The 25,435-nt window shown below is 64.9% G+C and carries 24 protein-coding genes; 18 read left to right on the plus strand and 6 right to left on the minus strand.

Annotation, left to right across the window (positions count from 1 at the left end; translation table 11 throughout):
* Positions 1-68 precede the first annotated feature (68 nt).
* From sucD to ABE485_RS08205, 11 genes are all read left to right on the plus strand, one after another.
* Positions 69-950 (plus strand): succinate--CoA ligase subunit alpha, encoded by an 882-nt coding sequence (gene sucD, locus ABE485_RS08155; protein ID WP_346514788.1) that lies wholly within the window; start codon positions 69-71, stop codon positions 948-950.
* Between the two features lie 264 nt (positions 951-1,214).
* Positions 1,215-1,913 (plus strand): TerC family protein, encoded by a 699-nt coding sequence (locus ABE485_RS08160; protein WP_346514789.1) that lies wholly within the window; start codon positions 1,215-1,217, stop codon positions 1,911-1,913.
* A 111-nt stretch (positions 1,914-2,024) separates the two neighbouring features.
* On the plus strand, positions 2,025-2,744 hold the full coding sequence (locus ABE485_RS08165) for a TerC family protein (protein WP_346514790.1): 720 nt from the start codon (positions 2,025-2,027) through the stop codon (positions 2,742-2,744).
* On the plus strand, positions 2,731-2,853 hold the full coding sequence (locus ABE485_RS08170; RefSeq protein WP_255366978.1) for a hypothetical protein: 123 nt from the start codon (positions 2,731-2,733) through the stop codon (positions 2,851-2,853). Before ABE485_RS08165 ends, ABE485_RS08170 begins: the two co-directional genes overlap by 14 nt.
* A 9-nt stretch (positions 2,854-2,862) precedes the next feature.
* Positions 2,863-3,807 carry a hydroxymethylbilane synthase gene (hemC, locus tag ABE485_RS08175; protein ID WP_346514791.1) on the plus strand — a complete coding sequence of 315 codons (945 nt, stop codon included), beginning with the start codon at positions 2,863-2,865 and terminating at the stop codon, positions 3,805-3,807.
* The gene (locus ABE485_RS08180) at positions 3,807-4,625 is read left to right on the plus strand and encodes a uroporphyrinogen-III synthase (protein ID WP_346514792.1); all 819 of its coding nucleotides are present in this window, start codon (positions 3,807-3,809) and stop codon (positions 4,623-4,625) included. The genes hemC and ABE485_RS08180 overlap by 1 nt, the downstream gene beginning before the upstream one ends.
* A 37-nt stretch (positions 4,626-4,662) precedes the next feature.
* Entirely contained in the window at positions 4,663-5,853 is a 1,191-nt protein-coding gene (locus tag ABE485_RS08185; protein ID WP_346514793.1) for a uroporphyrinogen-III C-methyltransferase, read from the plus strand.
* Positions 5,854-5,858: 5 nt separating this feature from the next.
* Positions 5,859-7,475 carry a heme biosynthesis HemY N-terminal domain-containing protein gene (locus tag ABE485_RS08190; RefSeq protein WP_346514794.1) on the plus strand — a complete coding sequence of 539 codons (1,617 nt, stop codon included), beginning with the start codon at positions 5,859-5,861 and terminating at the stop codon, positions 7,473-7,475.
* 29 nt (positions 7,476-7,504) lie between these two features.
* A complete protein-coding gene (gene ppa / locus ABE485_RS08195) occupies positions 7,505-8,035 on the plus strand; it encodes an inorganic diphosphatase (protein ID WP_346514795.1) in 531 nt (176 codons plus the stop codon).
* A 286-nt stretch (positions 8,036-8,321) separates the two neighbouring features.
* Positions 8,322-9,017, plus strand: coding sequence for a fumarylacetoacetate hydrolase family protein (locus ABE485_RS08200; RefSeq protein WP_346514796.1), 696 nt, complete (start codon positions 8,322-8,324; stop codon positions 9,015-9,017).
* 36 nt (positions 9,018-9,053) lie between these two features.
* On the plus strand, positions 9,054-9,185 hold the full coding sequence (locus ABE485_RS08205; RefSeq protein ID WP_008164311.1) for an entericidin A/B family lipoprotein: 132 nt from the start codon (positions 9,054-9,056) through the stop codon (positions 9,183-9,185).
* A gap of 73 nt (positions 9,186-9,258) precedes the next feature.
* Here the strand turns inward: ABE485_RS08205 and ABE485_RS08210 are convergent, their stop codons facing one another.
* From ABE485_RS08210 to ABE485_RS08220, 3 genes are read right to left on the minus strand one after another with little or no spacing between them, the layout of a single operon-like run.
* A complete protein-coding gene (locus tag ABE485_RS08210) occupies positions 9,259-10,968 on the minus strand; it encodes a PhoH family protein (protein WP_346514797.1) in 1,710 nt (569 codons plus the stop codon).
* A gap of 56 nt (positions 10,969-11,024) precedes the next feature.
* Complete coding sequence (locus ABE485_RS08215; RefSeq protein WP_346514798.1) at positions 11,025-11,489, minus strand: peroxiredoxin; 465 nt, start codon at positions 11,487-11,489, stop codon at positions 11,025-11,027.
* Complete coding sequence (locus ABE485_RS08220) at positions 11,486-11,947, minus strand: Mth938-like domain-containing protein (protein ID WP_346514799.1); 462 nt, start codon at positions 11,945-11,947, stop codon at positions 11,486-11,488. The genes ABE485_RS08215 and ABE485_RS08220 overlap by 4 nt, the downstream gene beginning before the upstream one ends.
* Before the next feature lie 229 nt (positions 11,948-12,176).
* Between ABE485_RS08220 and alaC the strand changes: the two genes are divergently transcribed.
* The 4 genes from alaC to ABE485_RS08240 all read left to right on the plus strand — a co-directional run bounded on the left by alaC (position 12,177) and on the right by ABE485_RS08240 (position 16,773).
* Positions 12,177-13,364 (plus strand): alanine transaminase, encoded by a 1,188-nt coding sequence (alaC, locus tag ABE485_RS08225; protein WP_008164319.1) that lies wholly within the window; start codon positions 12,177-12,179, stop codon positions 13,362-13,364.
* A 168-nt stretch (positions 13,365-13,532) separates the two neighbouring features.
* Positions 13,533-14,837 (plus strand): homoserine dehydrogenase, encoded by a 1,305-nt coding sequence (locus tag ABE485_RS08230; protein ID WP_346514908.1) that lies wholly within the window; start codon positions 13,533-13,535, stop codon positions 14,835-14,837.
* Between the two features lie 126 nt (positions 14,838-14,963).
* Entirely contained in the window at positions 14,964-16,373 is a 1,410-nt protein-coding gene (gene thrC / locus ABE485_RS08235; RefSeq protein ID WP_346514800.1) for a threonine synthase, read from the plus strand.
* 178 nt (positions 16,374-16,551) lie between these two features.
* On the plus strand, positions 16,552-16,773 hold the full coding sequence (locus tag ABE485_RS08240) for a YgdI/YgdR family lipoprotein (protein WP_346514801.1): 222 nt from the start codon (positions 16,552-16,554) through the stop codon (positions 16,771-16,773).
* Between the two features lie 51 nt (positions 16,774-16,824).
* Here ABE485_RS08240 and ABE485_RS08245 read toward each other — a convergent pair whose 3' ends face one another.
* Positions 16,825-17,844 carry a class 1 fructose-bisphosphatase gene (locus tag ABE485_RS08245; protein ID WP_346514802.1) on the minus strand — a complete coding sequence of 340 codons (1,020 nt, stop codon included), beginning with the start codon at positions 17,842-17,844 and terminating at the stop codon, positions 16,825-16,827.
* Positions 17,845-17,854: 10 nt separating this feature from the next.
* The gene (gene pepN, locus ABE485_RS08250) at positions 17,855-20,560 is read right to left on the minus strand and encodes an aminopeptidase N (RefSeq protein WP_346514803.1); all 2,706 of its coding nucleotides are present in this window, start codon (positions 20,558-20,560) and stop codon (positions 17,855-17,857) included.
* A 148-nt stretch (positions 20,561-20,708) separates the two neighbouring features.
* Between pepN and ABE485_RS08255 the strand changes: the two genes are divergently transcribed.
* The gene (locus tag ABE485_RS08255; RefSeq protein WP_346514804.1) at positions 20,709-21,350 is read left to right on the plus strand and encodes a DUF4136 domain-containing protein; all 642 of its coding nucleotides are present in this window, start codon (positions 20,709-20,711) and stop codon (positions 21,348-21,350) included.
* Positions 21,351-21,438: 88 nt separating this feature from the next.
* Here ABE485_RS08255 and ABE485_RS08260 read toward each other — a convergent pair whose 3' ends face one another.
* Positions 21,439-21,822 carry an H-NS histone family protein gene (locus ABE485_RS08260; protein WP_346514805.1) on the minus strand — a complete coding sequence of 128 codons (384 nt, stop codon included), beginning with the start codon at positions 21,820-21,822 and terminating at the stop codon, positions 21,439-21,441.
* Positions 21,823-22,606: 784 nt separating this feature from the next.
* Between ABE485_RS08260 and tldD the strand changes: the two genes are divergently transcribed.
* Positions 22,607-24,067 carry a metalloprotease TldD gene (gene tldD / locus ABE485_RS08265; protein WP_346514806.1) on the plus strand — a complete coding sequence of 487 codons (1,461 nt, stop codon included), beginning with the start codon at positions 22,607-22,609 and terminating at the stop codon, positions 24,065-24,067.
* A 250-nt stretch (positions 24,068-24,317) separates the two neighbouring features.
* Positions 24,318-25,391, plus strand: coding sequence for a 3-deoxy-7-phosphoheptulonate synthase AroG (gene aroG, locus ABE485_RS08270; protein ID WP_346514807.1), 1,074 nt, complete (start codon positions 24,318-24,320; stop codon positions 25,389-25,391).
* Positions 25,392-25,435 lie beyond the last annotated feature (44 nt).

Raw genomic sequence — 25,435 nt, forward strand, 5'->3', positions numbered from 1 at the left:
GCTGCCCCCCAAGGGGGCGCCTTTAGCTGGGGGCGGCCCGGCGCTAAAGAAAATCCAAGGATTCACAAATGTCGATTCTGATCAACAAGGACACCAAAGTCATCACCCAGGGCATCACGGGCAAGACGGGTCAGTTCCACACCCGCATGTGCCGTGAGTACGCCAATGGGAAGGCCGCCTTCGTGGCCGGCGTGAACCCCAAGAAGGCGGGTGAAGACTTCGAAGGCGTGCCGATCTTCGCGTCGGTCAAGGACGCCAAGGCCGACACCGGCGCCACCGTGTCCGTCATCTACGTGCCGCCCGCGGGCGCCGCCGCCGCCATCTGGGAAGCTGTCGAAGCCGAACTGGACCTGGTCATCTGCATCACCGAAGGCATCCCGGTTCGCGACATGCTCGAAGTCAAGAACCGCATGAAGGCCAAGGGCAGCAAGACGCTGCTGCTGGGCCCGAACTGCCCGGGTCTGATCACCCCCGACGAAATCAAGATCGGCATCATGCCGGGTCACATCCACCGCAAGGGCCGCATCGGCATCGTCAGCCGTTCGGGCACCCTGACGTACGAAGCCGTGGCGCAAGTCACTGAGCTGGGCCTGGGTCAATCCAGCGCCGTCGGTATCGGTGGTGATCCCATCAACGGCCTGAAACACGTCGACGTCCTGAAGCTGTTCAATGACGATCCCGACACCGACGCCGTCATCATGATCGGCGAAATCGGCGGTCCGGACGAAGTCAACGCCGCCCAGTGGGCCAAGGACAACATGAAGAAGCCGGTCGTCGGCTTCATCGCTGGTGTCACGGCTCCCGCCGGCAAGCGCATGGGCCACGCTGGCGCCCTGATCTCCGGCGGCGCCGACACTGCCGACGCCAAGCTGGAAGTTATGGAAGCTTGCGGCATCCGCACCACGCGCAACCCCTCCGAAATGGGCAAGCTGCTCAAGTCGGTGCTGTAAGTCTCAGCATTGCGCTGCAAAAGCCCGCTTCGGCGGGCTTTTTTTCGTCCGCCTTTTTTTGCGGTTTCCTAGGGTAATCCCGCGTCCAGGATGCGGTCGCGCAAATCATACGGAAAGCTGAACGAAACTATAATGAAAGAAATTTCGCGCGTACCAAGCAAGAATGCCGTCGGGCTCGCACCAAGACGGTCAGTACGTTTTTATCTTCATTTCATCCATTTATTTGGTTTCTCCTAGGGGGATCAACACCTAGGAAAGAGAGGCATGGAACTCAGTTCAGCGGCATTCTGGATAGCGTTGCTCCAGATCATTTGGGTCAACATTCTGCTATCGGGCGACAACGCCGTGGTTATTGCGCTGGCGGCGCGGTCACTGCCCCCGGCTCAACAGAAGAAAGCGATCGTTGTCGGTTCCGCCGCCGCGATCATCATGCGTATCGTCTTGACGCTCGTCGCGGCCAAGCTGCTGTTGCTGCCGTGGCTCAAGCTGATCGGCGCGCTGCTCCTGGTCTACATCGGCGTGACGCTGCTGTTGCCGGAAGGCGAAGAAGACGGTGCGGGCAAGACACAAGGCAATCTCCTGACCGCGATTCGCACTATCATGATTGCCGATCTGGTCATGAGCCTGGACAACGTGGTGGCGGTCGCCGCCGCGGCGATGGGCGATACGACCTTGCTGGTTCTGGGCTTGGCGATCAGTATTCCGCTGGTCATTTTCGGCAGCACGCTGCTGTTGAAGGTCATCGAACGCTTCCCGATCATCGTGTGGGTGGGGGCGGCGCTGCTGGGCTTCATTGCGGGTGAACTGCTGGTGGGCGATCCGGCCCTGCAGGATTCCGTGGCGCGCATCGACGCTGCCCTGGGCGTGACGCAGCACAGCTTTGCCCTGATGACGGGCGTGCTGGGCGCGGTGTTGGTGCTGGCGATTGGTAAAGTTTTACTGATGCGCCAGAAAGCTGACTGAAAGCTGAACTACAATAATAAGTTGTCCTGAATTACCTCGCCGCGCAAAGCGCGGCGAGTCGGCCGGACCGGGACCGGCCATTCTTTTCATAAATGCCTTCGGGGGTTCAAAGTGCTTGAGTTTTTCCAGACGCTGAGTTGGGCAGCGGTATTCCAGATCATTCTCATCGACATCCTGCTGGGCGGCGACAACGCCGTCGTGATCGCACTGGCTTGTCGCAACCTGGCGCCCAAGCAGCGGATGCAAGGCATCCTGTGGGGCACCGCCGGCGCCATCATCTTGCGCGTCGTCCTGATTGCCTTCGCTCTGACCCTCCTGTCCATCCCCTTCCTGAAGGTCGTGGGCGGCCTGCTGCTCGTCTGGATCGGCGTCAAGCTCCTGGTTCCCGAGGACGACGCCCATGGCAACGTGAAGGGCGGCACATCCATCGCCGCCGCGATCAAGACCATCATCATCGCTGACTTCGTGATGAGCCTGGACAACGTCATCGCCATCGCCGGCGCGGCCCAGAACGCCCACGCCGACCATCAGATCGGCCTGGTTGCCTTCGGCCTGATCGTCAGTGTGCCGATCATCATCTGGGGCAGCACGCTGGTGCTCAAGCTCATCGACCGCTATCCGCTGGTTGTTACTTTCGGCGCGGCTTTGCTGGGCTGGATCGCGGGCGGCATGCTGATTACCGACGTCATTGTCGAACGTCAATTCGGCGTTCAGCCGGCTGCGGTTAAAATCGGTGCAGAAATTATCGGCGCCTTGCTCGTTGTTGTCCTTGGACGGTGGCTGGCAAGCCGCAAAACCGCTTCCAAGGAATCAGCACATGAGTCTGCGTAGATCCGTCGATCCCCAGCAATCCGAATCGGGCCTGAGCCTTCTTCAGGGTCTGTTCGTGCTGGCCATCCTCGGGATAGTCGCGACGGTCATCGTCTCCAACTTCGTTTGATGCCGTCTCGTGTCTCTACCGCAACGCCTGGTCATCGCGACCCGCGCCAGCCGGCTTGCCCTGTGGCAAGCCGAGCATGTGCGCGACCGACTGCGCACGCTGTACCCGGCGTGCGCGGTTGAGCTTCTTACCCTGACGACCCGAGGCGACCAGATCCTCGACCGCACGCTTTCGAAGGTGGGCGGCAAGGGTCTGTTCGTCAAGGAACTCGAAAACGCCTTGCTCGACGGGCGAGCCGATCTCGCCGTGCACTCCTTGAAGGACGTGCCGGTGGATCTGCAGGCCCCGTTCGAGCTTTGCGCCGTCCTCGATCGCGCGGATCCGCGCGATGCCTTCGTATCCAACCACTACGCGACGCTGGCCGACCTGCCCGCGGGCGCTGTCGTCGGCACGTCCAGCCTGCGCCGCGAATCGCAGATCCGTGCGCGCTATCCGGCGCTCGTGGTCAAGCCGCTGCGCGGCAACCTGGACACGCGCCTGGGCAAGCTCGACAAAGGCGATTACGACGCCATCGTGCTGGCGGCCGCCGGCCTCGAGCGCCTGGGCCTGGGGGCGCGCATCCGCGCTTTGCTGGATCCCGCCGACAGCCTGCCGGCGGCGGGGCAGGGCGCCCTGGGCATTGAAATCCGCAACGATCGCGATGACATGCGGGCCTGGCTGGCGCCGCTGGTCAGCGCCGACACGACCTCCTGTGTCCTGGCCGAGCGCGCGGTGTCGCGCAAGCTGGGCGGCTCCTGCCAGGTTCCCCTGGCGGCGTTCGCGCAGATTGCCGGCGGCACCTTGTCGCTGCGAGCGCTCGTGGCTTCGCCCGATGGCGCGCGCATGGTCCACACCACCCGCAGCGGTCCCGCCAGCGAGGCCGAAGCCATCGGCGAGGCCGCAGCCAGCGAATTGCTGGACGCGGGCGCCGCGGCCATTCTCAGCGAATTGCTGCAAGCGCCCGGGCCAGGCTGATGGCCAAGGCGCCCGCAGCCACCGAGAGGCCGCGCGTCGCCGTCCTGACGCGGCCCGCGGGGCGCAATGAAATACTGGCCGGCCGCCTGGAGGGCGCCGGCTGGTCGCCTTGCGTGCTGCCCGCCCTTGAAATCCACCCCTTGTCCGTGGCTTCCGCGGACCTGCCCCGGCCGTCGGCTTACGATATGGTCGTGTTCGTCAGCGGCAACGCGGCCAGGCACTACCTGGACCAGTTGGCCCGGGCGGACGGCCCGTCCATGTGGCCCGCCGGCGTGATCGCCGCCACGGTGGGGCCGGCAAGCGCCCAGGCCCTGCGTGACCTGGATTTTTTTGGCGCGAATACAACAGTTCTTCATCCCGGCGCATCGGCGGTCAGTCACGATTCCGAAGCGCTCTGGGAAGTGCTCCAGGGGCTGCCGCAATTGCCTGCGCGTGTGCTGCTGGTGCGCGGCACGCAGGGCAGGGACTGGCTGGGCGATACGCTCGAGGCCCACGGCTCGGCTGTGACGCGCCACGCGGCCTATCTCAGGCGTCCCGCCGAATGGAGTCCCTCGCAGTTGGCCCAGTTGCGGCGCTGGGCGGATGACGGCGTCGCCGCCACGTGGCTCATCACCAGCGGTGAGAGCGCGGATGCGGTCCGCGTCCGTCTGAACGCTGCGGGCCTGTCGGGCTGGTGGGAGCGCTGCCGGTTCGTGCTGACCCATCCCGCGCTGGCGCGGCGCGTGCCGCAGGCGGGCCATGGCGCGGCCTGCCCGACGATGGTAAAAATCTGCTTGGCCAACGACGAGTCGATATTCCAGGCTTTTGTTGCTGACTGATTCGTTGGTTCGGACCGACACCGAATACAATCGCGTCATGACAGACAAGACTCCCGCTACCGATCCGGCCGTTCATCCGGTCGCCCCGGACGCAACCGCGCCCGCATCGGCCCCGGCCGATCCCGTCAAGGCCCGTCCGGCCAAGCGTGGCAGTGGCCCTCTGGTCACTGCCCTGATAATCGTCATCCTGCTGGCCGTCGGCCTGGGCTATGCCCTCTGGAAGCAGCGCACGCAATTCGTGTCCGCCGGCCGTGAGGTCGCCACGCGCATCGAAACGCTCAGCGCCGATGTCGTGCAGGCTCGCAAGGACACGCGCGAAGCCCTGGCGCTTGCGCAGGCCCAGGCGGGCCGCGTGGCCGAACTCGAGGACACCGTCCGCGAAACGCAAAGCCAGTACAACGCCCTGCAACTGGCTTGGCAAAACTTCAACGACAGCGCCAGCGACGAACTGCTGGCCAACGACGTCGAACGCCTGCTGACCATCGCCAACCAGCAACTGCGCCTGGCCGGCAACGTGTCCAACGCCATCGTCGCCCTGGAAACCGCGCAATCGCGTCTGGCGCGCGCCGACCGGCCGCGTTTCTCCAGCCTGCAGCAGTCCATCAACGGCGACCTGGACCGCCTGCGCGCGGTCTCCACGGTGGACATCCCGGCCCAATCCACCCGCATCGAACGCCTGGTCGCCCTGATCGGCAGGGCGCCGCTGCTCGTGCCTGATGCCGCGGCGCCTGGTGTTGCGCCTGTCGGGCAGGTCCAGCCGGCGGCTCCGGCCCCCGTCGTGGATCCCCAGGCCGACCTGCCTGCCGATGCGCCCTGGTGGCAGCGCTGGCGCGCGGAAGTGGCTTCCTGGCCCGGTCGCGCCGGATCCGCCCTGGCGCACGAGCTTGGCGGCCTGATCACCATCCAGCGTGTCGATGAGCCCGCCGCGCTGCTGCTGTCTCCCGAACAGGCCGACCAGGTGCGCGGCACGCTGCGTCAGCGCCTGCTCACGGCCCAGCTGGCCATGCTGATGCGCCAGCCCTCCGTTTGGAAAAGCGAGCTCGACAACGTCGGCACCACCCTCTCCAAGTACTTCGACGGCCGTTCGCCCGACACCGTCGCCGCCCAGACCCTGGCGCGCGAACTGGCGCAGACCGACATTGCCGTGCGCATGCCGGAAGTGGCTGACAGCCTGAACGCCGTGGCTGCGCTGCGGGCCGCCGGCTTCAAGACCAGCGATCAGGACTGAGGCCTATGCGTACCTGGTTCTGGACACTGCTGCTCGCCGTCGTCGCCGTCGCCTTGGCGGTGGTGCTGCGTTCGCATTCCGGCAACGTGCTGTTGCTGGTGTGGCCGTGGCGCATCGAGATGTCGCTGACGCTCGCCGTTCTGCTCATCGTCGCGACGTTCATCATTCTGTACGTGGGCTTGCGCCTGCTGGCGTGGCTGCTCGCCATCCCGGACCGCGTGCGGGCCTGGCGCGGCAAGCGCGCGCAGGCACGCGACCACGAATTGCTCGAGCGCGGCTGGATCGGCCTCCTGGAAGGCCGCTACACCCACGCTGAAAAAGACCTGACCAAGCTGCTCGACCAGACCAAGGTGCGCACGCGCCGGGTCCTGGCGGCCCTGTCCGCCGGACGCGCGGCGCATGGCCTGGGCGAATTCGACCGACGCGACCACCTGCTGGCCACCGCGCAGGAACAGGCGGGCACCGATCCCGGCCTGGTCGAGGCCACCGCCACCGTTTCGGCCGACATGCTCCTGGACCAGGGGCGCGCCGAACGGGCGTTGTCGGTGCTGGCGCCGCTGGCCGATGGCGGCGCCCGTCACCTGCACACGATGCGCCTGCTGCTGCGTGCGCATACCGCGCTGAATCACCAGGAACAGGTCTTCACGCTGGCGCGTGGCCTCGTGCGCCGCAATGCGCTGGCGCGCGCCGAAGCCGACCTGCTGATCGACGCCTCGGGCGCCGCGCGCCTGCGCGCCGCGGCCGGCACCGACGCCTGGCGAGCCATCTGGAAAGACCTGAAGGCCGAAGAACGGCTGCTGCCCGAAATCGCCCTGGCGGGCGCGGCCGCCTTCGAGGCCGCCGGCGAACCCAACGAAGCCGCTCGTGTGCTGGAAGCCGCCGTTGCCGTCAAGTTCAACCCGGCCCTGGTGGCGGCGTATGCCCGCTGCGAGGCCGAGCAGGTGTCCCGCCGCCTGTCCAAGGCCGAGACCTGGCTGCAGCAGCGTCCGACCGATCCCGACCTCCTGACCGCCCTAGGCATGCTGTGCCTGAACGGCCAGCTTTGGGGGCAGGCGGAACGCTATCTGCTGCGCAGCCTGAGCCGCCGCAGCGACGCGCAGACGCACGCCCTGCTGGGCAGCCTGTACGACCGCCTGGACCGGCCCGCCGATGCCGTGCGCCACTGGCGCCTGGCAACGGCTGCCAGCATGGCGCTGCCGGTGCTGGCGGCCGACGCGGCCCTGCCTCCCGCCGACACGGGCTCCGACCCATACCGCGTTGACGCCGAAGGCGGCTACGCTGTGGGCTTGTCGGACACGGACAGCGACGCCGATGTCGGGGGCGACTATCCTGCCTTGCCGCCGGCCGTCGCGGCGTCGGCCTCCGATTACGTGCTGGACCCGGATGCGCGCGCCAACAAGGAACAGCGTGATCGTGCGCTTGCGCCCGAAGACGCCCCGCTGGCAGGCGGAACATCCGACATCGACGAGTACTTCGACAGCGCGCCGATACCGGCGGCAGCTTTCGACGAGCCCGTGCCCACGTACGCGCCGGCGCCGGCTCCGGCGCCCCAGGCGTCCAAGCCCGTCGCCGCGCCCGTGCCGACCACCAAGCCGCCGTTCAAGGACGACGGCTCGATTTAAATAATCTTTCAGACAAACAAGGTTGAATCATGAGTCTTGATCGCGTCTCCCCTGGCAAGAAGCTGCCGGAAGACTTCAACGTCATCATCGAAATCCCCATGAATGCCGACCCGGTGAAGTACGAGGTCGACAAGGATTCGGGTGCGATTTTCGTTGACCGCTTCATGCTGACGGCCATGCACTACCCGTGCAACTACGGCTACATTCCGCAAACCCTGTCCGAAGACGGCGACCCCGCCGACGTGCTGGTGCTGACCCCGTTCCCCATCCAGATCGGCGCCGTGGTGCGCTGCCGCGCCATCGGCGTGCTGGAAATGGACGACGAATCGGGTGGCGACGCCAAGCTGCTGGCCGTGCCGATCGAAAAGCTGTACCCCCCGTACCGCAACATCAAGTCCTACGAAGATCTGCCGACGGAAGACATCTCCCGCATCCAGCACTTCTTCGAGCACTACAAAGACCTGGAAAAGGGCAAGTGGGTCAAGGTCAAGGGCTGGAAGGGCGTCGATGCCGCGCACGAGGAAATCGTGCGCAGCGCCGAACGCTACAGCCAGGGCTGATCGGATCCGGGCCGAGCCGGCTTTGCGCTGGCTTGCGTCCCAAGGCGGCGCGGCCGCGACCGCAGCATGCGGCGCGCGTCCGCGCCGTTGCTTTTGCGCTCCCCTGACGGCGATCGATCCCTCGCTTCGGCCGAAGAAAGGGATAAACTCGCGGATGCTTTTTCAACGTCGGGCCGCACCAGAACAAAAACGCCCTCTTGCGGGGACAGCGGGCGAAGCGCGCGCGGCGTCGAGGTAACATATTTCGCCGGTTTCCGGTCACGTATTTGTCATAGGTTGATAGCTCATGGACTACGTTCTACCTCCCCAGCCGCCCGTTGCGGTCCCCGTCGCCGGCAGCGCCGCGCTGTTTCCGGTTCGCCGCGTCTATTGCGTTGGTCGCAATTACGCCGAGCATGCCAAGGAAATGGGCTTCACGGGCCGCGAAGATCCGTTCTTCTTCTGCAAGCCCGCGGACGCGGTGCTGGTGGTGGCCGATGGCGAAACCGGCAAGATGCCTTATCCCTCCAAGACCTCCAATCTGCATTACGAGATGGAGCTGGTCGTGGTGCTGGGCAAGGGCGGCCGCGACATCCCGGTAGAACAGGCCAATGAGTGCGTCTGGGGCTATGCCCTGGGCCTGGACATGACCCGCCGCGACCTGCAAGGCGAAATGAAGAAGCAGGGTCGCCCCTGGGAAATCGGCAAGGCGTTCGACCAGTCGGCGCCGCTGGGCCCGATCCACCCGCGCAGCGTCGTCGGCACGCTGGACAAGGGCGCCATCTGGCTGGACGTCAACGGCGAGCGCAAGCAATCCAGCGATATTTCGCAGATGCTGTGGAACGTGCCCGAGAGCATTTCGTACCTGTCGGGTCTGTTCGAATTGCAGCCGGGCGACATCATCTTCACCGGCACGCCCGAAGGCGTGGGCGCGGTGCGCCAAGGCGACGTGATCACCGGCGGCGTGGAAGGACTGGGCGAACTGCGCGTGCAGATCGTCTGAGCCTGCGTTTTTCATTCAATCAACAGGAGTTCCAGCATGCGCGGCAAGATTGTGCTGACTGCTTTCGTCGTGTTCGGGTTCGTGCTGGCCGGTTGCAATACCGTCGCCGGCATGGGCAAGGACATGTCGCGGGCAGGCAATGCCATCACCAACGCGGCCGACAAGTAAGCCGCCTGCGTTGGACGAAAAAAAGCCCCTTGAGCAATCAAGGGGCTTTTTGTTGCCGGGGCAGGGTGGGCGGCTACAGCACGTCGCCCGCGTAGTCGGCCAGGCGGGAGCGCTCGCCACGCTGCAGCGTGACGTGCCCCGAATGCGGCCAGCCCTTGAAGCGGTCGACGACGAACGTCAGGCCTGAACTGCCCTCCGTCAGGTACGGCGTGTCGATCTGGGCGATGTTGCCCAGGCAGATCACCTTGGTGCCGGGGCCCGCGCGGGTCACCAGCGTCTTCATCTGCTTGGGCGTCAGGTTCTGCGCCTCGTCGATGATGAGGTACTTGTTCAGGAAGGTGCGGCCGCGCATGAAGTTCAGGGACTTGACCTTGATGCGCGAACGGATCAGGTCCATGGTGGCGGCGCGCCCCCAGTCCCCGTTGCCTTCGCCTTCGCCCATGTTCAGCACGTCGAGGTTGTCTTCCAGGGCGCCCATCCACGGCAGCATCTTTTCTTCTTCCGTGCCGGGCAGGAAACCGATGTCCTCGCCGACCGGCACCGTGACGCGCGTCATGATGATCTCGGTGTAGCGCTTGGTTTCCAGCACCTGCGTGATGCCCGCGGCCAGCGCCAGCAGCGTCTTGCCGGTGCCTGCCTGGCCCAGCAGCGATACGAAATCGCACTCCGGGTTCATCAGCAGGTTCATGGCGAAGTTCTGCTCGCGATTGCGCGCGGTGATGCCCCAGACGTTGTTCTTGCCGTGGGTGTAGTCGCGCAGCGTCGCCAGCACCGCCATCTTGCCGCTGACCTCGCGCACCTGCGCGTACAGCGGCATCTGGCCTTCGAAGTAGACGAACTGGTTGACCACGAACTGGGAGCACAGTGGACCGTGGATGCGGTAGAACGTCGTGCCGCCTTGCTGCCAGGACTCGACGTCCTTGCCGTGCTTGTTCCAGAAGTCCTCGGGCAACTGCATCACGCCCGAATACATCAGGTCCGAATCTTCCAGGACGTGATCGTTGAAGTAGTCTTCCGCCGCCATGCCCAGCGCGCGGGCCTTCAGGCGCATGTTGATGTCTTTGGACACCAGCACGACTTCGCGCTGCGGGTACTTTTCCTGCAAGGCGCGGACGACGCCCAGGATCTGGTTGTCGGCCTTGCCCATGGGCAGGTCGGACGGCAGCGTGCTGTGGATGGCGGTCGTCTGGAACATCAGGCGGCCGGTGGCGTCCTTGTTGCCCAGCTTGGCCAGTTCAAGCCCTTCTTCGAGGTGCGTGGCGTCCTGCACCAGCGAGTCCAGCGAGCGGCTGACCTGGCGCGCGTTGCGCGCCACTTCCGACATGCCCTTTTTCTGGTGGTCCAGTTCTTCCAGCGTCATCATCGGCAGGAAGATGTCGTGCTCTTCGAACCGGAACAGGGAGCTGGGGTCGTGCAGCAGCACGTTCGTGTCCAGCACGAACAGCTTGCGCGGGGCGTTCTGGGCGCGCGCCTTGCCGCGCTTGGCTGGCGCCGGCGCGGGCTTGGCCTGCTGGCGTGCCGGTGCGCGGGCGGCCGGCGTGGCGGGCGCGGGCGGCGGAACCTGGCGGGCGGGAGCTGGGATCTGCGCCTTGCGCGCCGGGGCGGCCAGGCCTTCGAGTTCAGGCTGAACCAGCAGTTCGTCCTCGACGTCTTCCGCGAGGACGGCCTGGGTATTGGACCGCGCAGCGGCAGTCTTGGTGGTGCGGGCCTGCGCCCGGGCGGATTCGCCCGAGGGGAAGGTCAGGATGGCTGCGGGGCGGGTAGGCAACTTCGGAAGCGGCATAAGCGTCACTCTCCTGTGTGGGCCGGGCTTAGCGCCTGACGGGTATTCCTGTGCGGCTAACCGATGCTCTTTGCGGCTTGCAGGACTTCCTTGGCGTGGCCCGGGACCTTCACCCCGCGCCACTCCTGCACCAGCACGCCATAGGCATCGATCAGGAAGGTGCTGCGTTCGATGCCGCGCACCTGCTTTCCATACATGTTCTTCTGCTTGATGACGCCGAACAGATTGCAGACGGTTTCGTCGGCGTCGGAGATGAGAGGGAAAGGAAGTTCGTACTTGGCCTTGAAGTTCTCGTGCGACTTCAGCGAATCGCGCGAGATGCCGATGACGACTGCGCTGGCCGCGAGGAACTCGGCGTGCAGATCGCGGAAATCCTGGCTTTCGGTGGTGCAGCCGGGCGTGTTGTCCTTGGGGTAGAAGTACAGGATTACCGCCCGGCCCTGGCACTGTTCCAGGCTGATCGGGCCTATAGTGCTTTCAGCGGTGAACTGCGGGGCGGGCTTGCCTATGCTCGGCGTCATTGACTGGATGCTCCATTGGGAGGGATGAGGGCGACGACGACGCGCCGGCCCTCCGCCATCAGGATGTTGTAGGTGCGCGAGGCGGCGTGGGTATCCATGATTTCCACGCCGATGCCCGCTGCTAAAAGGGGACGCAATACTTCGGGGCGCAGGAACTGCTGCCGGCCACCCGTGCCGACCAGCAGCACTTCAGGCGCGTTGGCGGGGCGGGCGGTGGTGGATTCAGGTTCGTCCAGGAACGCCATCGGATCGCGGACGGGCTCGGCCAATCCGGCCGCCTGGTACAAGAGGGAGGAGGTGATGTCGGCCGGCGACTCAACGGGCCAGAGGGTAACTTCGCCTTCGGGGCCAAAAGCGACCGAGGAGGAAAAACGTACCTGGTTGACCTCGATGTAGCCATCGCCATAAGCGGTGACAGTGTTCAGAGCGGCCGTCGCAGGATCGGTATGCAGCTTCAATAAAAACTCCGGCTTTACGTGCTTGATAATAGCGCATCGGACACGCCGCATGTTGCAACGTATCCACTAGCAAAAGGGCCATTTTCCGCCCCATTTGCCGCTTGGGCGTCCTTGCGCTAGATTACAGGGTTTTGCTGCGCTGCAATCGTGCCGGCGCGGCTCTGAACCCCTTTTCCCTTCGCGCGACCGCGCCCTGGTTTTTGCCTTTTCGCCCCTAAGGATTCCCATCATGAGGAAGTTCTCTCGCATCGAGCGTTTGCCTCCGTACGTTTTCAACATTACCGGCGAGCTCAAGATGGCGGCGCGTAGGCGCGGCGAAGATATCATCGACATGTCGATGGGCAATCCCGACGGCGCGACGCCCAAGCACATCGTCGACAAGATGGTGGAAGCCACGACTCGGCCCACCACGCACGGCTATTCGGTGTCCAAGGGCATCCCGCGCCTGCGCAAGGCGATCTGTGACTGGTACCAGCGCCGCTACGCGGTCGAATTCGACCCGGACTCCGAAGCCATCGTCACCATCGGCTCCAAGGAAGGCCTGGCTCACCTGATGCTGGCCACGCTGGACCGCGGCGACACCGTGCTGGTGCCCAATCCCAGCTACCCGATCCATATCTATGGCGCCGTCATTGCCGGCGCCAACATCCGCTCCGTGCGCATGACGCCGGGCGTGGACTTCTTCGAGGAACTGGAGCGCGCCGTGCGCGAATCCATCCCGAAGCCCAAGATGATGGTGCTGGGCTTTCCCAGCAACCCGACCGCCCAGTGCGTGGACCTGTCGTTCTTCGAACGCGTGGTGGCGCTGGCCAAGGAACACGACATCCTCGTCGTGCATGACCTGGCCTACGCCGACATCACGTTCGACGGCTACGTGGCCCCGTCCATCATGCAGGTTCCCGGCGCGCGCGATGTCGCCGTCGAGTTCTTCACGATGAGCAAGAGCTACAACATGGCGGGCTGGCGCATCGGCTACATGGTCGGCAACCGCGAGCTGGTCAACGCGCTCGCGCGCATCAAGAGCTATCACGACTACGGCACGTTCACGCCGATCCAGGTGGCGTCCATCGCCGCCCTGGACGGCCCGCAGGACTGCGTGAACGAAATCGTGGCGCAGTATCAAAGCCGCCGCGACGTGCTCGTGCGCGGGCTGCACGAAGCAGGTTGGAATGTGGAGATTCCCAAGGCGTCCATGTACATCTGGGCGCAGATCCCCGAGCCCTACAGGGCGATGGGCTCTTTGGAATTTGCCAAGCGTGTCCTGTCGGATGCGAAAGTGGCCGTGTCCCCCGGGATCGGCTTCGGCGAGTATGGCGACGAATACGTACGCTTCGCTCTTATCGAAAACGAGCAGCGCACCCGCCAGGCGGTGCGCGGCATCAAGGATATGTTCCGCAAGGACGGATTGCTGAAGTAGGGGCCCCCCCGCAGCGCTGCGCGCTTCCCCCCAGGGGGCGCCGCAGCGGACCGGCGAAGCCGGCTCCGCGCGGCCGCGCTTGGTGCTGCCAAGTATGGTGTCCCTTGCAAAGCATTATGGAGAACTGAAATGAATTCCCCTCAACGCCCGCCCGCAGAGGGCGGCGCGATGAATCCCATGAAGGTGGGCCTGCTTGGTCTTGGCGTGGTTGGCGGTGGCACGTGGACGGTGCTGTCCCGCAACGCCGAGGAAATCGCGCGCCGCGCCGGCCGCCGCATCGAGGTCACCCGCGCCGCCGTGCGCGACGTGGCCAAGGCCCGTGCCCGCGTGGGCGACTCCATCCTGGTCGACACCGACGTGCGCGCGCTGGTGCGCGATCCGGACATCGACATCGTCGTCGAACTGATCGGCGGCGATACGCTGGCGCGCGAGCTGGTGCTGGAAGCCATCGCCAACGGCAAGCACGTGGTCACCGCCAACAAGGCGCTGCTGGCCAAGCATGGCAACGAGATCTTCGCCGCCGCCTCCGAACGCGGCGTGATGGTGAACTTCGAAGCTGCCGTCGCGGGCGGCATTCCCATCATCAAGGCGATCCGCGAAGGCCTGACGGCCAACCGCATCCAGTGGGTGGCCGGCATCATCAACGGCACCACCAACTTCATCCTGTCCGAAATGCGCACGCGCGGCCTGCCGTTCGCCGACGTGCTGGCCGAAGCCCAGCGCCTGGGCTACGCCGAGGCCGATCCCACGTTCGACGTGGAGGGCGTGGACGCCGCGCACAAGCTGACCTTGCTGGCCTCGCTGGCCTTCGGCGTGCCGGTCCAATTCGACCGCGCCTACATCGAAGGCATCTCGCAACTGGCCGCCGAAGACATCGAACACGCCGAGCGCCTGGGCTACCGCATCAAGCTCCTGGGCATCACCAAGCGTCGCCCCGACGGCATCGAGCTGCGCGTGCATCCGGCGCTGGTGCCTGCCGAGCGCCTGCTGGCCAACGTCGAGGGCGCGATGAACGCCGTGCTGGTCAAGGGCGACGCCGTCGGCCCCACGCTGTACTACGGCCAGGGCGCGGGCGAAGAACCGACCGCCTCGGCCGTCGTGGCGGACCTGGTCGACGTGACCCGCCTGCATACCGCGGATCCGGGCAATCGCGTGCCCCACCTGGCCTTCCAGCCGGACGCCATGTCGGACACGCCGATCCTTCCGATCGAGCAGGTCAGCACGTCTTACTACCTGCGCCTGCGCGTGGACGATCAGCCTGGTGTGCTGGCGGATATCGCCCGCATCCTGGCCGACCGCTCCATTTCGATCGGGTCGATGATCCAGCAGCCCTCGCACATCGGCGGCGCGGACATCATCTTCCTGACGCACGAGGCCGTGGAAGGCAACGTCAATCAGGCGATCGAGCGCATCGAGTCCTTGCCCTTCGTGCGGTCCAAGGTGACGCGCCTGCGCGTGGAAAATCTGACGTGAGAAAGACCCACCCCCGAAGCGCCTCGGGCGCTTCCCCCTGGGCGGGCCCCTGCCGCGCGCGGACCGGCAAGACCGGTTCCTCGGCGGCTCGGGCGGGGGAGTGTGGCGCATCGTGGAGCAATTGACATGAAATACATCTCTACGCGCGGCGGCATGGCCGCGCTGGAATTTTCCGACATCCTGCTCGAAGGCCTGGCGCCCGACGGCGGCTTGGCGGTGCCGCAAGCGCTGCCCCAGGTGTCGGGCGAAACGCTTGAATCCTGGCGCGGCCTGCCGTACGCGGACCTGGCGTTCGAAGTGCTGTCGCTCTTCGCGACCGACATTCCCGCGGACGACCTGCGGCGCCTGACCCGCGCCGCCTACACGCCGCAGATTTTCAACAGCGAGGACATCGTCCCGCTGCGTCCGCTGGACGACGGAGTATCGCTGCTGGGGCTGTCCGAAGGGCCGACGCTGGCCTTCAAGGACATGGCCATGCAGTTCCTGGGCCAGGTGTTCGAATACGTGCTCGCCAAGCGTGGCACCACCCTGAACATCGTGGGCGCGACCTCCGGCGACACCGGTTCCGCCGCGGAATACGCCTTGCGCGGCAAGAAGGGCGTGGCGGTATTCATGCTGTCGCCGCACGGCCGCATGAGCGCCTTCCAGCGCGCGCAGATGTACTCGCTGCAGGACGAGAACATCCACAACATCGCTGTGCGCGGCGTGTTCGACGAAGCGCAGGACATCGTCAAGGCGCTGGCCGGCGATCTGGCCTTCAAGAGCAAGTACCGCCTGGGCGCCGTCAACTCCATCAACTGGGCGCGCATCGCCGCCCAGGTGGTGTATTACTTCCACGGCTGGCTGCGGGCCACCGATGGCGCCGGCCAACAGGTGTCGTTCGCCGTGCCTTCGGGCAACTTCGGCAACATCCTGTCGGGCCATATCGCGCGCAGCATGGGCCTGCCCGTCCGCCGCCTCGTTTTGGCCACGAACGAGAACAACGTGCTGGAAGAATTCTTCCGCACCGGCATCTACCGTCCGCGTCCCGCCGAGCAGACCTACGCGACGTCCAGCCCGTCGATGGACATTTCGCGCGCCTCCAACTTCGAGCGCTTTGTGTTCGACCTGGTGGGCCGCGACGCCGAGCGCGTGAAGGCGCTGTGGGCGGCCGTGGCGCGCGACGGGTCGTTCGATCTGTCCGACCTCAAGGACCAGTTCGAGTCGCGCTACGGCTTCGTGTCGGGCGCCAGCACGCATGCCGACCGCCTTGCGACCATCCGCGCCGTGTACGACGCGACGGGCGTGCTGGTCGATCCCCACACCGCCGATGGCGTGAAGGTGGCGCGAGAATTCGTCGAGCCGGGCGTGCCCATGCTGGTGCTGGAAACGGCATTGCCCGCCAAGTTCTCGGAGACCATCGAGGAAGCGCTTGGCCGTCCCGCCACGCCTCCCGGCAACCTCGCCGACCTGGAATCGCTGCCCCAGCGCGTCGAAGTCATGGACTGCGACGAAGCGTCCGTACGCCGTTTCATCGAGGCGCACGCCAAGGTGTAAAGCGCGCTTGCCGCTTGTGTACGGTTGCAACCCCTCGCAGGCGCGCCTTGCGAGGGGTTTTTTATTATTGGGGGCAGGGCGGATTACGTTCTTATGCACTTTTTCCACAACCCGACACGTATTTGGGGGCGGATTCCGATAGAGTGAATTCACCTATTCACACTCGGAGAACACGACCATGAATCTGAAGACCATGACGTTGGCCCTGGTGGTGACCGGAGTCGGTATGCTGGCCGGATGCTCGTCGCCCTCGGTCATTCAGCAGCGCGACGGAACCTCGACCGTCACGCCGGATACGCCCGAATACGACAAGAAGTCGGGCATGTACGAATACGACAAGGACGGCAAGAAGGTTCAGATCAATAAGGACGACGTCAAGTCGATCGAAGAGGTCAAGTAACGCGGCACTTGCGCCGGCGATGCCGGGGCTTTTTTCATGGACGGGCGCTGCTTACTTGCCCGCGCCTTCGGCGTGGTAGCGGCCCACGCGCTCGACTTCGTTCTTCGAGCCCAGGATCACGCTGACGCGCTGGTGCAGCTTGTCGGGCTGGATGGCCATGATGCGCTGCTCGCCGTTGATCGCCGCGCCGCCGGCCTGCTCGATCAGGAAGCTCATCGGATTGGCTTCGTACATCAGGCGCAGCTTGCCGGCCTTGCCGGGTTCGCGGGCGTCCCACGGATACATGAAGATGCCGCCGCGGGTGAGGATGCGATGCACGTCGGCCACCATCGAGGCGATCCAGCGCATGTTGAAGTCCTTGCCCAGCGGGCCGGTCGATCCGGCCAGGCAGTCGTCGACATAGCGCTTGACCGGGGCAGCCCAGTGGCGCATGTTCGACATGTTGATGGCGAATTCCTTGGTGTCTTCCGGCACGCGGATGTTCTCGTGCGTGAGCACCCACGAGCCCATTTCGCGGTCCAGCGTAAAGCCCACCACGCCGTTGCCGATGGTCAGCACCAGCATCGTCTGCGGGCCGTACACGGCATAGCCGGCCACGACCTGCTTGTCGCCGGGCTGCAGGAAGTCCGCTTCGCAGACGGGCGCGCCCGACACGTTGTGGGGGGCGTGCAGCACCGAGAAAATGGTGCCGATCGAGACGTTCACGTCGATGTTCGAAGAGCCGTCCAGGGGATCGAACAGCAGCAGGTATTCGCCCTTGGGGTAGCGGTTCGGGATCAGATGGATGGTTTCCATCTCTTCAGAGGCCATGGCCGCCAGGTGGCCGCCCCATTCATTGGCTTCCAGCAGGATTTCGTTGGACAGCACGTCCAGCTTCTTCTGGACTTCGCCCTGGACGTTTTCGCTTTCCAGGCTGCCCAGGACGCCGCCGAGCGCGCCCTTGCTGACGGCATGGCTGATGGCCTTGCAGGCGCGCGCCACCACTTCGATGAGCAGCCGCACTTCCGGGGCAAGGGCTTGGGCGGAGCGCTGTTGCTCCACCAGGTACTGAGTGAGTGTTTTACGTTTCAAAAGGGTCTCCCTATGCAGCGAATTCTAAAGCCTTGGATACGATTTCCTGTACGTTGCGCGACAGGCCCTCGTGCTGGCGCACCTTCTGCAGGGCGGCCTGCATGGGCGTGCGCAGCGCGGGCACGAAGCGCGACCAGTTGTCCAGCGCACGCGCCAGGCGCGCGGCGATTTCGGGGTTGAGCGCGTCCAGCGCCAGCACCTGTTCGGCCCAGAAGGCGTAGCCCGAGCCGTCCGGGTGGTGCATGCCGCGGGCGTTGTTCAGGCAGAACTGGAAGATCAGCGCGCGGGCGCGGTTGGGGTTGCGCAGGGTGAAAGCCGGGTGCGTCATCAGTTCGCGCGCGGTCTGCACCGTGGTCGAGCGGGCGGCGGCCTGCAGGGCGAACCACTTGTCCACCACCAGCGGATCGCCGCTCCAGCGGGCGTAGAAGGCGGCCAGCGCCTCCTGCGGGTACTCGCCCTGGCCGTAGTTGATCAGGGCGGACAGCGCGGCCATGCTGTCGGTCATGTTGCCGGCCTTGGCGTATTGCTGTTCGGCAAGGCGCTGCGCTTCCTGTTCGCCGGCCGCCATCAGGTGGCTTAGCGCCAGATTCTTCAAGGCGCGCTTGCCCGCAGGCACCGGCGCGGGGCTGTAGGCGCCCGGGGTCTGATTGTCGTCGAAGGCCTGGCGGAATTCGGCTTCCAGCTGGCGGCCGAGCTCGGCGCGCAGGAAGTCGCGGGCCACGGAGAGCGCGGGCGGATCCACTTGCTGCATGCGTTCGGCCAGGGTCTTTTCCGACGGCAGGGCCAGCGCGCGGGCGCGGTAGGCAGCGTCGAGCGCGGGATCCGTCAGCAGCGCGCGCCACGCCTCGATGAAGGCGCTGTCTGCCTGAAGCGTGCGGCCGACCTGGCGCGCGTCGGCCAGCGCCAGGATCTGGCGGGTGGCCAGTTCCTGGCCGGCTTCCCAGCGCGCGAACGGGTTGCTGTCGTGCGCCGACAGCAGGGCCAGCTCCTCGTCCGACCAGTCATAGCCGACGATGACCGGCGCCGAGAAATCCCGCAGCAAGGACGGCACCGGGCGCTCGGCGATGTCGTCGAATACCCATTGCTGGCTTTGCGTCGTCAGTTCCAGCAGCGCCGTGTCCACGACGGCGCCTTCATGCCGCAGCGGCAGGGAGCGGCCGTCGCGGTCGAGCAGGCCTATCAGGAAAGGAATATGGTAGGGGGCCTTGACGTAGTCGGGGCCGGCCTTTTTCTCCACCCCCACGGGCGGGCATTCCTGCGTCAGGGTCACCGTGCAGCGGCGGGCGGCGGCGTCGTGATCCAGCTTGACCGTGACGCGCGGGGTGCCCGCCTGGCGATACCAGCGGCGAAAGACCGACAGGTCGCGGCCGGGGTGCTGACGCACGTAGACCGATTCCATCGCGGCGACGAAGTCGTCGCACGTGACGGCCTGGCCATCGTGGCGCCGGAAGTATTCGTCCATGCCGGCACGGAATCCCGCTTCGCCCAGCAAGGTGTGCTGCATGCGGATGACCTCGGCGCCTTTTTCGTACACGGTGGCCGTGTAGAAATTGCCGATTTCCTGGTAGCTTTCCGGGCGGATCGGGTGCGCCATGGGGCCGGCATCTTCCGGAAACTGCGCGGCGCGCAGCGCCACCACGTCGTCGATGCGCTTGACGGCGCGCGCGCTGGCCGCCGCATCGGCATCCATGCCGTTCGCCATCATGTCGGCGCTGAATTCCTGGTCGCGGAAGACCGTCAGGCCTTCCTTGAGGCTCAGCTGGAACCAGTCGCGGCAAGTGACGCGGTTGCCCGTCCAGTTGTGGAAGTACTCATGCCCGATGACGGATTCGATGCCTTCATAGTTGGCGTCCGTGGCGGTATCCGCGTCGGCCAGCACATATGCCGCATTGAAAATATTCAGGCCCTTGTTTTCCATGGCTCCCATATTGAAGTCATGGACCGCGACGATCATGAACCGGTCCAGGTCCAGTTCCAATCCAAAGCGGCTTTCGTCCCAGCGCAGCGAACGCACCAGGGAATCCAGTGCCCATTCGGTCTTGGTTTCGGAGCCGGGGTCGCTGTAGACCTGCAGGAGCACGTCGCGGCCGCTTGCGGTCTTGACGGTGGTTTCGCGGTGAGTCAGGTTGCCGGCCACCAGCGCGAACAGATAGCAGGGCTTGGGGAAGGGATCTTCCCATTCGACTTCATTGCGGCCGTCGGGCAATTGGCGCGTGGCAATCAGATTGCCGTTGGACAGCAGCACGGGGTATTGCGGTTGGGCGCGCAGGGTGACGCGGTAGCGCGACATGACGTCGGGGCGGTCCGCGAACCAGGTGATGCGGCGAAAGCCCTCGGCCTCGCATTGCGTGAAGAAGTTGCCGCCCGACACGTACAGGCCCATCAACGTGGAATTGGCGGACGGCTTGCAGCGGCTGACGATCTCGACCGTGGCGTCGGCGGGCAGGCCATGCAGCACCAGGCTGTGGGCCGACAATTCATAGCTGCTGGCGGGCAGCGGCTGGCCGTTGACGCCTACCGAGACGAGTTCCAGCTCTTCTCCGTCCAGGATCAGGGCGGCGTCGGCGCTGGCTTCGGGCCGGCGCTGCACATGCATGGTGCAACGCACGTCGGTTGCGTCCGGCGCAAGGTCGAAGGCGAGGGCGACTTCAGGAATGTCGTAAGGGTAGGGCTGGTAATCCTTGCGGTATACGGTAACGGGCGTTTCTGTGCGCATGGGATCGCAGTCCGGTGTGAACGAGGACCCTATTGTAGTGGTTGGCCGCAGGGCGCACCCTGCGGCACAAGCCCTAGGCTTAAACTTTTGGCAAGCGCGTATGTCAAAGCTGAGTATGATGGGCGCCGTCGCGCTAGAGGAGCCGCAAATGTCCGAAAAGTCTTCGTCTTTGTTCAGCAGTGTTGGCCGGTGGGCCGGTATATTGGCCGTGCTCGGGGCGCTGACTTTGACGGGATGCGCCGCACCTACCGTGTCGGCAAGGGTGACGTCGTTTCAGCAATGGCCGGCTGCGGTCGAGGGCCAGACCTACCAGTTTGTTCCCGCGGATCCGTCGCAAATCAATAATCTCGAATACCAGTCTTTCCAGGACATGGTGCGCGCCGGGATCGGTGCGACGGGCCTGGTCGAAGCCAAGCCGGGCGTCAAGGGCCGCTTCGACGTGTCGTTCCGCTATGGCACGTCGCAAACCCAGGTAATGGTGCGGCGTCCCTACGATCCTTATTTCTACGGCGGCTATGGCGGGTTCTACGGTCCGCGGCCATGGGGCATGGGCGCGGGTTTCTGGGGCCCGGACTGGGTGGACGTACCGATGGTGGTACAGCGCAATTCGCTGTCGGTGTTCATCCGCGATACCCAGCAGGGCGGGGCGGAGGTATACCGATCCACCGCGTTCATATTGTCGGAGCGTGACGATTTCATTCGCACCATGCCCTATCTGGTGCGAGCAATATTTGACAATTTTCCGGGGAATAATGGCGCCGAGCGCGAAATTCAATTCCCTGTCCGGTAAGTGGACAGTGCTGCGCGTGCAGCGTTCTTAAAATAAAAGCGGCGCACCATTGTGGTGCGCCGTTTTGTTTCTTACTGAAGAATAGGTTTTATTCTTTGATGAGAAAACTCTCGCGCGTGGCGCCCGAGGCTTCTTCGGCGGCGAGCCAGCGGGGAGCCTTGCCGCGGCCGCTCCAGGTTTCCCCGGTTTGGGGGTGGCGGTACTTCGGGGCCACGGCGCGTTTGGCGGCGTTGGCTGCCCGGGCGGGCGCGCCGGCCTTGCGGCGCGGACCGGTGGCCGCGCGGGCGGGCTTGCCGGCGCCGTAGGCCGCGGCAATTTCCTCGGGCGTGATGTCGTACTCGCGCATGGACGTGATGATCGAGTTGATCACGGGTTTGCGGCGCTTCGTTTGTAGGACTTCAGCCTTCTTTTGGAGCTTGTTGATTTCCTTTTCGATCTTTGCTTGCAGAGCTGCGTATGATTCTCGGGCCATGGTTTATTCCTGATTATGGAACTGCTTTAATCGCCGGCGAAGTTATGTTTATTTGTTGTGCTTCGCATAATACAGAATTTACGCCTTGAAATCGCAGTTTTCGGACTAATTACTTTGTATCAAAACAGTCTCCGAGCCTTTGGCCTTGCGGTTCCCCGCAACATGCAAGTATTGGGAAGCATATTCTCAAATTTGGGACAACTTGATACATGCGCTTGCCTGACGCGAGTACGCAACCGCCCGCGGCGCGGGAAGGGCGCTGTCTTTCAGGGGGCGAGCAAAGCGAGCGTCCATGCGGTTTGGCGCAGTTCGCGCCAAGCCCCTGACGGCGCGCCTGGCGTTGTCATGCGATATTTCACAGGTAGTCGAATGGCGAATTGCTCAGCCGGTCGTCCGACGATCGCGCCCGCGGATTTATGCTTCAGGAAAAAGCACGCCATGCATTTTGGCGTTCCCATCGTTCGAGAATGATATGGCGGGCCGGCCGGGATTCAGGGCCACACGATTTCATTTTGATGTCAGGTTGTATGACGAGTAAGCCCCGTGTCCAGGCGGCGTGCGGCGGGCTGGGCAGGCTGCGGCAAATACTTAACTTGATACCCAATATTCCGTCCCCATCTATTTGACGGAGATAATGCCGGCCGCATTTTGTCCCCATTCTCGGGGTTGGCGGCAGTCACAACTCTTGGGCGCCAGCCGGGACGCCGCGACCCTGTCGGCGGTACGATACGGTCTTCAGCGTCATTGCGCGCATGCGCGGCCCCGCCGCCCCTGAACAGAGCCTATGAAAATCATCGATCCCGCCATTGCATCCCTTGCCACCGCCAAATCCCTTTTGCTAGACCCCTGGGGGCTGACCGAGGCGGACATGGCGCGGGCATTGGGCGAAATCTTCACCCACAAGGTCGACTACGCCGACCTGTACTTCCAGTACACGCGCAGCGAAGGCTGGAGCCTGGAGGAGGGGATCGTCAAGACGGGCAGCTTCTCCATCAGCCAGGGCGTCGGCGTGCGGGCAGTCAGCGGCGAGAAAACCGCCTTTGCTTATTCGGATTCGCTGTCGCCGGAGGCGCTGCTGTCGTCCGCGCACGCGGTGCGCGGCATCGCCCGCCGCGGCGCCGGCAAGGTAAAGGTGGCGGCCCAGGTCGAAGCCGAGATCGGCCGCAGCCTGTACGCGGATATCGATCCCGTCGCGACGCTCAGCGCGCCGGAAAAAGTGGCGCTGCTCGAACGCGTCGAGCGCATGGCGCGGGCGCGCGACCCGCACGTGATCCAGGTGATGGCAGGGCTGGGCGCCGAGTATGACGTGGTCCTGGTGGCTGGCAGCGATGGCCGCCTTGCCGCCGATGTCCGTCCGCTGGTGCGCCTGTCGCTCACCGTCATCGCCGAACGCAACGGCCGACGCGAGATGGGCCATGCGGGCGGCGGCGGTCGTCTGGGGCTGGCGTATTTCACGGACGAAATGCTGCAGGGCTATGTCGAGCGCGCCGTCCACGAGGCCATGGTCAACCTTGAGGCGCGTCCCGCGCCGGCTGGCGAAATGACCGTGGTGCTGGGATCCGGCTGGCCCGGCATCCTGCTGCACGAGGCCGTCGGGCACGGCCTGGAAGGCGATTTCAACCGCAAGGGATCCAGCGTGTTTTCCGGCCGTATCGGCGAGCGCGTCGCCTCCAAGGGCGTCACCGTGGTCGACGACGGCACGATCCCCGACCGTCGCGGTTCGCTCAACATCGACGACGAAGGCAATGCCACGCAGCGCAATGTGCTGATCGAAGACGGCATCCTGCGCGGCTACATGCAGGACACGCTGAACGCCCGCCTGATGAAGACCGCCGCCACGGGCAATGGCCGCCGCGAATCCTTCGCGCACCTGCCCATGCCGCGCATGACCAACACCTACATGCTGGCTGGCGACAAGCCCGCCGAGGAAATCGTGTCGTCCGTCAAGCGCGGGCTCTACGCCGTCAACTTCGGTGGCGGCCAGGTCGACATCACCAACGGCAAGTTCGTGTTCTCGGCCTCCGAGGCCTACATGATCGAAGACGGCAAGGTGACCTATCCGGTCAAGGGCGCCACCCTGATCGGCAATGGTCCCGACGCCATGAACCGCGTCACCATGATCGGCAATGACCTGCAGCTGGACTCCGGCGTGGGCACCTGCGGCAAGGATGGCCAAAGCGTTCCCGTGGGCGTGGGCATGCCGACCGTCCGCATGGAAGGCCTGACCGTGGGCGGAACGGCCTGAAGCGGTGCAGGGGCCAGGGGCCGTCCCCGGAAAAACCCGGCGTGACGGCCTCAAAAAATTGTGCTAGAGTCATTCCCCATGAAATTCGCGTCCCCCGCCTTTTATTTTTATTTTTTTGGTTTTCTGAAGCCGCTGGCGGAGGAAGGGACGCGCTCAATCTGAAGTTTGGACAGAATCCCCCCAAAAAAGCCGCCAGCAAAACTGGCGGCTTTTTTTATGCCGCCGTGGCGGGCAACCCAGGAGCAGTACCGTGTCGCACAATACCGATGACCTTCGCATTAGAGAAATCAAGGAACTGAACCCGCCCTCGCACGTGATGCGCGAGTTCGCATGCACCAAGGAGGCGTCCGAGACCGTGTTCGCCGCCCGCCAGGGCATGCACCGCATCCTGCACGGCATGGACGACCGCATGATCGTCGTGATCGGCCCCTGCTCGATCCACGACACGCGCGCCGCCATCGAATATGCGAAGCGCCTGAAGCCCGTGCGCGACCGGCTCAGCGCCGACCTGGAAATCGTGATGCGCGTGTACTTCGAGAAGCCGCGCACCACGGTGGGCTGGAAGGGCCTGATCAACGATCCCGACCTGGACGGCAGCTTCGACATCAACAAGGGCGTGCGCGTGGCGCGCGAACTGCTGCTGGACATCAACAGCCTGGGATTGCCGGCGGGTTGCGAGTTCCTGGACATGATTACGCCGCAATACATCGCGGATCTGGTCTCCTGGGGGGCGATCGGGGCTCGGACGACGGAAAGCCAGGTGCATCGCGAGCTGGCTTCGGGGTTGTCGTGTCCGGTGGGGTTCAAGAATGGCACGGACGGCAACGTGAAGATCGCCGTGGACGCGATCAAGGCCGCGTCGCAGCCGCACCATTTCCTGTCGGTGACCAAGGGCGGCCATTCCGCCATCGTGTCGACCGCCGGCAACGAGGACTGCCACGTGATCCTGCGCGGCGGCAAGACGCCGAACTACGACGCGGCCAGCGTGGATGCGGCATGCCAGGACGTCTCGAAGGCCGGACTGGCCCAGCGCATCATGGTCGACGCCAGCCACGCCAACAGCAGCAAGAAGCCCGAGAACCAGCCCCTGGTCATTGAGGACGTGGCGCGCCAGATGGAAGCGGGCGACGCCCGCCTGATCGGCGTCATGGTCGAAAGTCATCTGCTGGGCGGTCGCCAGGACATGGTGCCGGGCCAGCCGCTGGTCTATGGCCAGAGCATCACTGACGGCTGCATCGACTGGGACGCGTCGGTGGCCGTGCTTGAGCGCCTGGCCCACGCCGTGCGCGAACGCCGCCGGGTGGCGCTGACTTCCGGGAAATAAGCCGGGCCTGCGCCGCGGATGGCCTGCCTGGGGCGGTTTGCGGT

This window comes from Achromobacter spanius (genome assembly GCF_039673305.1).
Classification (GTDB): domain Bacteria; phylum Pseudomonadota; class Gammaproteobacteria; order Burkholderiales; family Burkholderiaceae_B; genus Achromobacter; species Achromobacter spanius_F.

What these genes read in the sequence shown, in the direction of transcription:
- ABE485_RS08240 (WP_346514801.1), top strand. Translation starts at nt 16,552, where the DNA reads ATGAATCTGAAGACCATGACGTTGGCCCTGGTGGTGACCGGAGTCGGT.
- ABE485_RS08255 (WP_346514804.1), top strand. Translation starts at nt 20,709, where the DNA reads ATGTCCGAAAAGTCTTCGTCTTTGTTCAGCAGTGTTGGCCGGTGGGCC.
- tldD (WP_346514806.1), top strand. Translation starts at nt 22,607, where the DNA reads ATGAAAATCATCGATCCCGCCATTGCATCCCTTGCCACCGCCAAATCC.
- alaC (WP_008164319.1), top strand. Translation starts at nt 12,177, where the DNA reads ATGAGGAAGTTCTCTCGCATCGAGCGTTTGCCTCCGTACGTTTTCAAC.
- ABE485_RS08230 (WP_346514908.1), top strand. Translation starts at nt 13,533, where the DNA reads ATGAATCCCATGAAGGTGGGCCTGCTTGGTCTTGGCGTGGTTGGCGGT.
- ABE485_RS08200 (WP_346514796.1), top strand. Translation starts at nt 8,322, where the DNA reads ATGGACTACGTTCTACCTCCCCAGCCGCCCGTTGCGGTCCCCGTCGCC.
- ABE485_RS08260 (WP_346514805.1), bottom strand. Translation starts at nt 21,822, where the DNA reads ATGGCCCGAGAATCATACGCAGCTCTGCAAGCAAAGATCGAAAAGGAA.
- ABE485_RS08185 (WP_346514793.1), top strand. Translation starts at nt 4,663, where the DNA reads ATGACAGACAAGACTCCCGCTACCGATCCGGCCGTTCATCCGGTCGCC.
- thrC (WP_346514800.1), top strand. Translation starts at nt 14,964, where the DNA reads ATGAAATACATCTCTACGCGCGGCGGCATGGCCGCGCTGGAATTTTCC.
- ABE485_RS08205 (WP_008164311.1), top strand. Translation starts at nt 9,054, where the DNA reads ATGCGCGGCAAGATTGTGCTGACTGCTTTCGTCGTGTTCGGGTTCGTG.
- ABE485_RS08190 (WP_346514794.1), top strand. Translation starts at nt 5,859, where the DNA reads ATGCGTACCTGGTTCTGGACACTGCTGCTCGCCGTCGTCGCCGTCGCC.
- ppa (WP_346514795.1), top strand. Translation starts at nt 7,505, where the DNA reads ATGAGTCTTGATCGCGTCTCCCCTGGCAAGAAGCTGCCGGAAGACTTC.
- ABE485_RS08160 (WP_346514789.1), top strand. Translation starts at nt 1,215, where the DNA reads ATGGAACTCAGTTCAGCGGCATTCTGGATAGCGTTGCTCCAGATCATT.
- ABE485_RS08215 (WP_346514798.1), bottom strand. Translation starts at nt 11,489, where the DNA reads ATGACGCCGAGCATAGGCAAGCCCGCCCCGCAGTTCACCGCTGAAAGC.
- ABE485_RS08210 (WP_346514797.1), bottom strand. Translation starts at nt 10,968, where the DNA reads ATGCCGCTTCCGAAGTTGCCTACCCGCCCCGCAGCCATCCTGACCTTC.
- sucD (WP_346514788.1), top strand. Translation starts at nt 69, where the DNA reads ATGTCGATTCTGATCAACAAGGACACCAAAGTCATCACCCAGGGCATC.
- pepN (WP_346514803.1), bottom strand. Translation starts at nt 20,560, where the DNA reads ATGCGCACAGAAACGCCCGTTACCGTATACCGCAAGGATTACCAGCCC.
- ABE485_RS08180 (WP_346514792.1), top strand. Translation starts at nt 3,807, where the DNA reads ATGGCCAAGGCGCCCGCAGCCACCGAGAGGCCGCGCGTCGCCGTCCTG.
- ABE485_RS08170 (WP_255366978.1), top strand. Translation starts at nt 2,731, where the DNA reads ATGAGTCTGCGTAGATCCGTCGATCCCCAGCAATCCGAATCGGGCCTG.